The following is a 9,985-nucleotide window of genomic DNA, read 5'->3' as shown; positions in this document are numbered from 1 at the left end:
GGTGCGTCAGCGAAGCGACCCCCCACCTCCAACTCACCTCCGCAGCCCGTGGCACCCCAGCGTGTCCACGGGCTGCTTTGTATCTCCAGAGGGTTCGCCATGCCGGAATTCGATACTCCTCAACCGATCCTCGCCACCGTCGAACTGAACGTCGGCAGCGTCCGGATCGCCGCGAGCGACCGCACCGACACGGTCGTCGAGGTGCGCCCGGGTGATCGCACCGACCCCTGCGACGTGGCGACCGCACAGCAGGCCCGTATCGTCTTCGCCTCCGGGCAGCTCGTGGTGGCCGCGCCCAAGCCGCGCGGGTTCCCGAGGGGCGGCGGTGCGGTGGTCATCGACATCGAGCTGCCCTCCGGCTCCCGGGTGCGGGGGGACGCGCTGGCCGCGGACTTCCACTGCGTCGGGCGCCTGGGGGAGTGTCGGCTCAGTACGGACTGCGGGCACATAGAGCTGGAGGAGGCCGGCCCGCTGCACCTGACGACCATCCTCGGCAACGTCACCGTCGGGCATGCCGTCGGAGACGTGGAGGCGTTCGCCGAGGGCGGTGACGTACGCATCCGCGTCGTCGACGGAACCGTCCAGCTGAACCGGACCAAGGGCAACGCACGGATCGGAGAGGCCAAGGGTGACGTGCACGCGTACGCCGACAGCGGCGACCTCCACATCGGCACGGCGCACGCCTCGGTGGAGGCGCGGGCCTCGCAGGGGGACATCCGCGTCGACGAGACGGTGCGCGGCCCGCTCGTCCTGGAGACCGCGTCCGGCAAGCTCGAGGTCGGCATCGCCGTCGGCATGCCGACCCTGCTCGACCTGGACTCCCACGTCGGCACGGTCTACCGGTCCCTCGAACTCCTCGACCCCGAGGCCCAGTCCGACGACGCCGACGCGGTCCGTATCCACGCCCACACGATCATCGGCGACATCGTCGTCCGCCGGGCCACCCAGACCCAGAACGACGAATCCTGGCCGTAACCGTCCCCGTCCCCCCACCGCCCCCGCCCCGGACACCTCGGGGCGGGGGCCGTTTTCTCTGTGCGTTCAGTGCGTGCTGTGCGTTCTGTGCGTTCTGTGCGTCGGGGGTGGTGCAGCCGGAACTCGTCCGGGTGAATCCCAGGTCAGCGGGTCGATGGCACGACGGCGCACACGCCATGATCACTTCGTCCGGCGCCCGCGCTCGCCCGCTCGCCCGCTCACCTGTCGCAGCGAAGGAACCCAAGGAACCCCATGGCCTCAGCAGCCGCGCACCTGTCGCGCGCGCTCCTCGCCTGCGCGACGGCCGTGCTGCTGGCCGGCTGGGCCGGTGCGCCGACGGGCTCGGCCACCGCTGCTCCGGGCGCCGCTCCGGGCGCCGAGCAGCACACCACCGCGTCGCTCGAAGCAGCGGAGCACACCCTCGTCGTCCGCTGCCTCGCCCGCCGGGGCCTGACCCTGACCCACCGGCCCCGGACCCACGCCGAGGAGGACCGGCTGCAGACCGCTCTGTTCGGCGGCGGCCCCCGCGAGCTGTCGGTCACGCTCGCCACCGGAGCCACCGTCACCGCCCACAGCGACGGCTGCCTCGCCGTCGCCCGGCAGACCCTCTACGGCGACCAGCGCACCTGGTTCCGTGCCCAGGTCACCGTCGACAACCTGCGCGCGGAAGCGGCGGCACGGGCCAGCAAGAACCCCGCCTTCCAGGCCGCCCTGGCGCGCTGGAGGAAGTGTGCCGACCTGAACGGGACGCCCGGGACCCCCGCGCCGGCAGTCCGGCCGGCCGCGTCCGTCGTCGCCCGCTGCGACCGCAGCAGCGGCCTGGCCGCGGTCCGTGAGCGGCTCACCGACCAGGAGCTGACCCATGTGCGTGCCCTGCACGCCCACGACCTGACCACCTATCAGCGGCTGCGCGCCCGCGCTCTGCGGCGGGCCGCCGCCCTGTCCACACCCCCCACACCGCAGAAGGGCACCACAACGTCATGAAGCGCACCTTGCTCGCCGCGGCGGCGGCTCTCCTCGCCCTCACCGGAGCCACGGCCGCCGGCGTCCCCGCGGGCGTGGCCGACTGTCCCGCCGGTGAGTTCTGCGCCTGGACCGAGGCCGACTACGGCGGTCAGCGCGTCGACTGGAGCGGCGACGACGAGTCGTGGGAGGGCTCCATCGCGGACGCGGACTCCTCCTGGGCCAACCACGCCGTCTCCGGTCCCGGCATCAAGGACCACGTCAAGGTCTACGAGAGCGCCGACCTGGGCGGTGCCATGACGATCTGCCTGGCCCCCGGCCAAGAGGTCAACTACAACACCGCGGCCAACGACCGGGGCGGCTCCCACACCTGGGCGACGAGCTGCTGACACCCGGCGACGAGCTGCCGGCACCCGGAAAACCCCCGGCCCCCCGCCACACTCCCGAGCGGGGGACTCGGGGTGGGGCCGGGGGGCCGGGGGCCGGGGGCTGACGGGGGACAGCCCGTCCGGTAGGGATGGTCGGGGAGAGCGGGTCAGCCCACCTTCTCGGGGGTGTTGCGGAACAGGGCCGACAGGGAGTCAGCCGTGGTGTTCAGCAACTCCTGGGTCTTGGTCAGGTCGTCCTCGGTCAGGACGTGGGTCTGGCCGGCGTCGCGGACCTGCTCGCCGAAGCGGTCCAGCATGCGCTTGAGCAGCTTCTGGGCCTCCTTCGCGTCCTTCACCTTCGGCTTGCCCGCCCCGTACTGGATCCCCGCGCGGACCCGGTCGTTGACGTCCTCCATCAGCTTGGCCTGGAAGTCGGCGCCGTACTTGTCCCGGGTCTGCCCGACGAGCTGCTCCTTGAGCTGCTCCCTGAGCTGTGCGGTCTCCTGCTTGGCGTTCTCACGCATGGCCTTCACCTGTTCCTTGGTGTCGTTGCGGATCTGCTGGGTCATCTGGGTCATCTGGGTCTTCGCCGCGGCCGCCGGTCCCTCGCGCTGGGTCATCCGCCGCAGGGCGCCGCCCAGGCTGGGCCGGCTCTTCGCGGTGGCGGGCTTGAGGTGCTCGGAGAGTTCCGCGACGTTCGGGTGCTGGAAGAGCTGCCGGATGGACACCTCGAGCCCGAGGGTCCGGCGCATCCGGCCGATGATGCGGGTGGCTTTCAGGGAGTTGCAGCCGAGGGAGAAGAAGTCGTCGTCGATGCCGACCTCCTCGGCCCCGAGGACGTCCGCGATCAGCTCGCAGAGCGCCACCTCCTGCGGGGTGCGTCCGGCGCGGCGACCGGTGCCCGCCGCGTCGGCCGCCGGCTCGGGCAGCGCGGCGAGGTCCACCGCACCGGCCGGGGTCAGCGGCAGTTCGCCGAGGACCACGACCGTCGCCGGCACCGAGGTGTCGGGCAGCCGTCCGGCGACGAAGGCGCGGACCTCCTCGGCGTCCAGCGCGGTGTCGCGCACCGGCGAGACGTAGCCCAGCAGGCGTCCGTCGTCCGGGCCGACGCCCTCGTGGACCACCGCCACCGCGTGGGCGACCGCGGGGTGCGCGGCCAGCGCGGCCGTCACCTCGGTGGTCGACACCCGCTGTCCGCGCACGCGGACCCACGGGCCGCCACGGCCGACGTACTCCAGGGCGCCGTCGCCGGACCGCCGGGCGAGGTCCCCGGTGCGGTACATGCGCGCCCCGTCCGGCCCGAACGGGTCCGGCAGGAAGCGCTCGGCGGTGCGTCCCGGCTGCCCGGTGTAGCCGCGCGCCGCCTCGCCGCCGACGTACAGCTCGCCGGTCACGCCCGCCGGCACCGGCCGCAGCGCGGAGTCCAGCACGTACGCCCGGGTGGCGCCGGCCGGCAGCACCTGCGCGGAGACGTCCGGGACCGAGAACGTCGTACCGGTCTCGGCGGGGCCGTAGGTGCCGACCACGCGCGCCCCCGGTATCAGCTCCGCGAGCCGCTGCACCAGGGCCTCCGGCAGGGAGTCCCCGGTGAGGACCACCGTGCCGGCGTACAGGGAGCGGCCGCCGCGGTTGAGGACCTCGGTGAAGAACGGGGCGACCGTGGCGATCACGTCACCGGTCCAGCCCCAGTCCCGGCCGAAGGACCCGATCTCGGTGGGCACCTTGACCGAGGCGCCGCAGGCCAGCGCGGCGAGCACCTCGAACAGCATGGCGTCGTCGTGCGGCGAGGCCGCCAGCAGCCGGGTGCCGGACGCGAGGCCCGCGACGGAGGCGAACCGCCCCGCCCCGTCGGCCAGGGCGCGGTGGTCCACCGCGACCACGGCCGGCGTGCCCGCGCCCGACCACGGCCGGCGCAGCCACGCCAGGTGCCGCGGGGCGAGCGGGGCCTTGCGGTCCCGCTGCACCGGGTCGAGGTTGTCCCCGGGGTACGACGGCTGCGTGCCGAGTTCGGCCACGTCCGACCGGCGCACGTACTCGGCGACGGGGACGGGGGTGTCCCCGGGCGCGGCGACCACGAACGCGGCGCCGGACTTGAGCACGCCCAGCACGGCCACCGCCAGTTCCACCGACCGGTCCACGGCCAGCGCGACCACCGACTCGGGGCCCACGCCGTGCCGGATCAGCTGGTGCGCGAGCCGGTTGGCCCACGTGTTCAGCTCCCGGTAGCTCAGCGAGACCCCCTCGGAGACCACCGCGACGGCGTCGGGCGTCTGCCCGGCCCACCGCTCGACCAACTGGGGCAGCGGCTCCTGGGGCAGGGTCTCCGTCGGCGGCGCCTCCTCCGCGCGCACCGCCACGGTCCCGCCCTGCGGGCCAGCCTCGCCGCCGAGCCGCTCCCGCTCGTCCGTCAGCAGCAGGTCCACCGCGCCGACCCGCTGCGCCGGGTCCTCGACCAGCTGGCGCAGCACCTTGTGCAGGCGCCCGGCGATGGCCTCCACCGCGTCCTCGGTGAGGACACCCCGGTGGTACTGCAGGGTCAGCCGCAGCTCGGGGTCGGTCTCCACGATCAGCGCCAGCGGGTAGTTGGCGGCGCCCTCGGCGTCCACGCCCGTCACCTCGACACCGGCAGCGGCGCTCGCCTCGGCGATGCCGGCCCGGTCCACCGGGTACGACTGGAACGCCACCAGGGTGTCGAACAGGGCGTCCAGACCGGTCTGCTGGTGGATCTCGACCAGGCTGTGGTGATGGTGGTCCAGCAGCGCCGACTGCCGGGACTGCAGTCCGGTGAGCAGGTCGGCGAGCGTCTCGCCGGGCGCGCACCGCACGCGCACCGGAAGGGTGTTGATGAACAGGCCGACCATCGACTCCACGCCCGGCAGCGCGCCGGGGCGGCCGGAGACGGTCGCGCCGAACACCACGTCCTCGCGGCCGGTGAGCGCGCCGAGCAGCACCGCCCAGGCACCCTGCACCAGCGTGTTGACGGTGACGCCCAGTTCGGCGGCGCGCCGGCCGAGACGGCGGGACTCGGCCGAGGTGAGCGCGACGCCCAGCTCCCCGGCCCCGCGGGCGGTGGCGCGCGGCGCGCCCGGCGCCAGCAGCGTCGGCCCGTCGAGTCCGGCCAGCTGCTCGGCCCAGGCCCGCGCGGAGACCTCGCGGTCCTGCTGGCCCAGCCAGGCCAGGAAGTCCCGGAACCAGCGCACCGCGGGCAGCGCGGAGGCGTCCCCGCCGGAGGCGTACAGCCGCAGCAGGTCCTGCATCAGGATCGGCTCGGACCAGCCGTCGATCAGCACGTGGTGGGTGGTGAGGACCAGCTCGTACGACTGCTCGCCCAGCCGCAGCAGGGTCAGCCGCACCAGCGGCGGGCGGGTGTGGTCGAAGTGGTCGGCGTAGTCGGCGGCGAGGAACTCCGTGACCGCCCGCTCCCGTTCGGCCCCCTCCAGCGAGCTGAGGTCGACCTCGCGCCAGGGCAGTTCGACGCCGTCCACGACCAGCTGGACCAGGTTGTCGTCGGCGTCCGGGACGAACGCGACGCGCAGGTTGGCGTACCGGTCGAGCAGTGCCTGGCCGGCCGCGCGCATCCGCTCGGCGTCCACGGCGCCGGACAGATGGAAGACGGTCTGCATCTGGTAGGCGTCGTAGCCGGTGTCGCCCAGTGCCGACTCGAACAGGATCCCGGACTGCAGCGCGGTCAGCGGCCAGATGTCGGCCAGGCCCGGGTAGCGCTCCTGCCAGGCCCGGAACTCCGCGGAGTCCGGGTCGGCCAGCGGGGCGGGGGGCACCAGTTCGGCGGAGAAGTCGGCGCCGGTCGCCTGCTCGGCCAGCCGGGCGGCCGTACGGCACTTGAGCACCTGCGGCGCGGTGACCTCCAGGCCGCGGGCGCGGGCCCGGGTGACGACCTGGATGGCGCGGATGCTGTCGCCGCCGAGGACGAGGAAGTCGTCGTCGACGCCGACCCGCTCCTTGCCCAGCACCTCGGCGAAGACGGCGGCCAGGATCCGCTCCTCGGCCGTCCCGGGCGCCCGGTACTCGGCGGTGGTGAACTCCGGCTCGGGCAGACCCAGCCGGTCCAGCTTGCCGTTCGGGGTCAGCGGCAGCTTCTCCAGGGCGACGACCGTCGCCGGGACCATGTACTCCGGCAGCTTCCGCGCGGCCAGGTCGATCAGCTCGCCGGTGTCCACCGTGGCGCCGTCCTCGGCGACGACGTAGCCGACCAGCCGGTTGTCGCGGGCGACGACCACGCTCTGCCGCACGTCCGGGTGGGAGCGCAGCACGGTCTCGATCTCGCCCAGCTCCACCCGCAGACCGTGGATCTTGACCTGGAAGTCCTTGCGGCCGATCAGCTCGATCAGCCCGTCCGGGCCGAACCGGGCCGCGTCGCCGGTGCGGTACAGCCGCTCGTCGCGCACGACGTCGCCGTACGACCAGTCGAGGAACCGCTCGGCGGTGCGCTCGGGCTGGTCCAGATAGCCGCGGGCCAGGCCGGTGCCGGCCAGGTACAGCTCGCCGGGGACGCCGGGCGGGACCGGCTGGAGGTGGTCGTCGAGGATGTAGGTGCGCTGGTTGGCCATGGGGCGGCCGTAGGGGATGCTCGTCCAGTCCGGGTTGACCTTCTCGACCTCGTAGATCGTCGAGTGGATCGAGGACTCGGTGGCGCCGCCCATCACCACGAACCGCAGGTCGGGCGCGAAGGCGGCGACTCGCTCCGGCAGGGTGACGGGCACCCAGTCGCCGCCCAGCAGCGCGAGGCGCAGCCGCGGCAGGGAGTCGGCGCCGGTCTGCTCCAGGTGGTCGGTGACCAGGTTCAGCAGCGCGGGCGCGGAGTTCCACACCGTGATGTTCTCGGCGGCCAGCAGCGCGGCCCAGTGCTCGGGGTCCTTGGTGCGTCCCGCGTCGGGGACGACCACGGTGCCGCCCGCGATGGTCAGGCCCAGGAACTCGTACACCGACATGTCGAAGCTGGGCGAGGACAGCGCGAGCACCGCGTCGCCGGGACCCACGCCGTAGCGGGTGTTGAGGTCGGCGATGTTGTTCAGCACACCGCGGTGGCGCAGCGCGATCGGCTTGGGCGCGCCGGTGGAGCCGGAGGTGTGGATGATGTAGCACAGGTGCTCGGGGCCCGCGACGGGCTCCGGGTCGTGCCCGGGCAGCGCGGCCAGCAGCTCCGCGTCGCGGTCGACCAGGACCAGCGGGGTCGCGTCGCCCTCGGGCAGGTTGCCGGTGAGGTCGGTGCGGCTGATCATCACCGCGCAGGAGGTGCCGCCGACCATCGCGGCGATGCGCTGGGCCGGGTAGTCGGGGTCCAGCGGAACGTAGGCGCCGCCCGCCTTGAGGATCGCCAGCTCCGAGACGAGCAGTTCGGCCGAGCGGTCCAGGCACAGGCCGACCCGCACGTCCGGGCCGACGCCCAGGGAGCGCAGGTGGTGGGCGAGCCGGTTGGCCGCCGTGTTGACCTCGCCGTACGTCCACCGCCGGCCGGCGTGCACGACGGCGACCGCGTCGGGCCCGGCGGCCGCCCGGGACTCGAACGCCTCGTGCAGGCAGCCGCTGTTGGGCAGCTCGGTCTCGGTGCGGTTCCACTCGACGAGCGTGGTGTGCAGCTCGGCGTCGCCGAGCAGGCGCAGCGCGCGCACCGGGCGCTCGGGGGTGCCGAGCGCGTCGGCGACCAGGGTCAGGTAGTGGCCCAGCAGCCGGGCCGCGGTGTCCCGCTCGAACAGCTCGGCGTCGTAGCGCAGCCGGGCGGTGCCGTCGCCGACCACCAGCTGGAGCTCCAGCGGGGCGCCGTCCTCGGCCGGGTCGCCGGCGGCGGCGAAGCCGGCCGGCGCGGTGCCCGTGGCGTCCACGGCGGTGCTCCGCGCCACCAGGTCCCCCAGGGTGTGCTCCCCGGCGATCTCGTAGCGCAGTTCGCCGTCCGGGACGGCCACGGCGACCAGGTCCTGGCCGGTGTAGCGGTGCAGCAGCGCCGCGAACGCGGCGGCCAGCAGGGCGTCGTCCGCCGGGCCGGGCAGGGGGGCGCTCTCCACGGCGGACAGCCGGGGCTCGGCGCCGGGGCGGCGCGGCTGGTCCGTCGGGACGAGCACGGGCGGCCAGGGCTGCGCGGTCACGTCGGTACGGACGTCGGAGGCGAGGGTGCGTGAGACGGTCATGTTCCGACTCCGATCAGGGAAACCGGCACGCTTGCGGTGGTGTCGATGGGCAGGGGATGGCGGGAGCACAGCCACCGGACCTCTTCGCGGACGGTGGCGACGAGCGCGGGGTCGATCAGGTACTCGGTGTCGGAGTCCAGGCGGGTTCCGGCCAGCACGGTGTGCATCAGCTGGGCGCACTCGCGCATCTGCTCCGGCCGCATCCCGCGCTGGGCGAGGATGTTGGTGCCGAGCCGCAGCCCGCTGGTGACCAGCGGCGGCTTGGTGTCGCCGGGGATGCGGTTGCGGTTGGCGAGGATGCCGCACTGCTCCAGGGCGCGCTCGGCGGTCACCCCGGTCAGACCGAAGTCGGAGACGTCGATCAGCACCATGTGGTTGTCGGTGCCGCCGGTCAGGATCCGGTAGCCCAGCGAGGACAGCTCCTGGGCCAGCGCCCGGGCGTCCCGCACGATCAGCTCCGCCATGGCGCGGAACCCCGGCTGCGCGGCGACGGCGAACGCGCGGGCCTTGGCGGCGATGGAGGCCGGGCTCGGCGTGCCCTGCGACTGCGGGAACACCGCGCGCTGCATCAGCTTGTGCAGCGGGGTACGGCCGTTCGGTCCCGGCGTCTCGAAGTCACGGCCGCTGAGGATCAACCCGCCGCGCGGACCGCCCAGTTGCTTGTAGGTGCTGGTGGTGGTCAGGTGCGCGACGTCGACCGGGCTCGGGTGCAGCCCCGCCGCCACCAGACCGGCGATGTGCGAGATGTCCGCCAGCAGGTACGCCCCGACGCCGTCGGCGATGGCCCGGAACCGGGCGAAGTCCACCGTGCGGGGGTAGGCGCTGGCGCCCGCGATGATCACGCGCGGCCGGTGTTCCCGGGCCAGTGCCTCGACCTGCGCGAAGTCGATGTAGCCGTGCTCGTCCAGGCCGTAGGCCACCGCGTTGTAGTGCCGGCCGCTCACCGAGGCCCGCGAGCCGTGGGTGAGGTGGCCGCCCGCGTCCAGGTCGAGGCCGAGCAGGGTGTCGCCCGGCTGCATCAGCGCCGACAGCACGGCGAGGTTGGCGGAGGAGCAGGAGTGCGGCTGGACGTTGGCGTACCGCGCGCCGAACAGGCTCTTGGCCCGCTCCACCGCCAGGTTCTCGACGGCGTCGAACTGCTGGGCTCCCGGGTGGTACCGGGCGCCCGGGTAGCCCTCGGCGGTGACGTTCGACAGGGCCGCGCCGCCGACGGCGAGGACGGAGGGGTCGGCGATGCTCGCCGAGGCGATCATCGCGAGGGTCGAGTTCTGCTGGCTCACCTCGGCGTCCAGCAGCGCGGCCAGTTCCGGGTCGGCCTGCTGCAGCGTGTCGGTGCCGACGCGGAGCAGCTCCGCCTGTTCACCGGTCACCGCGTGGCTTCGCGGTGAGGTCCTTCGTACGGGGAGTGTTTGACGTGCCATCGGATGTACCTCGTCTCACGCTCGGGGTGGGTGCTGCCCTGGGCGGGGTGGGGCCGGCCCGGCAGGTGGCGTCGGTCGTAGCCGTCGGTCGGTGCCGCCGGTTGGCGCCGTCGGT

Annotated in this window: 5 protein-coding genes; 3 read left to right on the top strand and 2 right to left on the bottom strand. The window is 73.9% G+C overall.

Going from position 1 to position 9,985, the window contains the following annotated elements; translation table 11 throughout:
- Positions 1-99: 99 nt before the first annotated feature.
- The 3 genes from ABZ865_RS41835 to ABZ865_RS41825 all read left to right on the top strand — a co-directional run bounded on the left by ABZ865_RS41835 (position 100) and on the right by ABZ865_RS41825 (position 2,327).
- The gene (locus ABZ865_RS41835) at positions 100-975 is read left to right on the top strand and encodes a DUF4097 family beta strand repeat-containing protein (RefSeq protein WP_361242743.1); all 876 of its coding nucleotides are present in this window, start codon (positions 100-102) and stop codon (positions 973-975) included.
- Positions 976-1,227: 252 nt separating this feature from the next.
- Positions 1,228-1,959 carry a hypothetical protein gene (locus ABZ865_RS41830; protein ID WP_361242740.1) on the top strand — a complete coding sequence of 244 codons (732 nt, stop codon included), beginning with the start codon at positions 1,228-1,230 and terminating at the stop codon, positions 1,957-1,959.
- Entirely contained in the window at positions 1,956-2,327 is a 372-nt protein-coding gene (locus ABZ865_RS41825) for a peptidase inhibitor family I36 protein (RefSeq protein WP_361242737.1), read from the top strand. The genes ABZ865_RS41830 and ABZ865_RS41825 overlap by 4 nt, the downstream gene beginning before the upstream one ends.
- A gap of 146 nt (positions 2,328-2,473) precedes the next feature.
- On the opposite strand, the gene ABZ865_RS41820 is transcribed toward ABZ865_RS41825, so the two are convergent.
- Positions 2,474-8,449: an amino acid adenylation domain-containing protein gene (locus tag ABZ865_RS41820; RefSeq protein ID WP_361242734.1), complete on the bottom strand. Its 5,976-nt coding sequence runs from the start codon at positions 8,447-8,449 to the stop codon at positions 2,474-2,476.
- Positions 8,446-9,819 (bottom strand): serine hydroxymethyltransferase, encoded by a 1,374-nt coding sequence (gene glyA / locus ABZ865_RS41815; RefSeq protein WP_361242731.1) that lies wholly within the window; start codon positions 9,817-9,819, stop codon positions 8,446-8,448. The genes ABZ865_RS41820 and glyA overlap by 4 nt, the downstream gene beginning before the upstream one ends.
- Positions 9,820-9,985: the final 166 nt, after the last annotated feature.

It is taken from the genome of Streptomyces sp. NPDC047085 (assembly GCF_040643735.1).
Classification (GTDB): domain Bacteria; phylum Actinomycetota; class Actinomycetes; order Streptomycetales; family Streptomycetaceae; genus Streptomyces.
The sequence above is the reverse complement of the archived record's forward strand: the minus strand, read 5'-3'. Positions and strand labels throughout refer to the sequence as shown.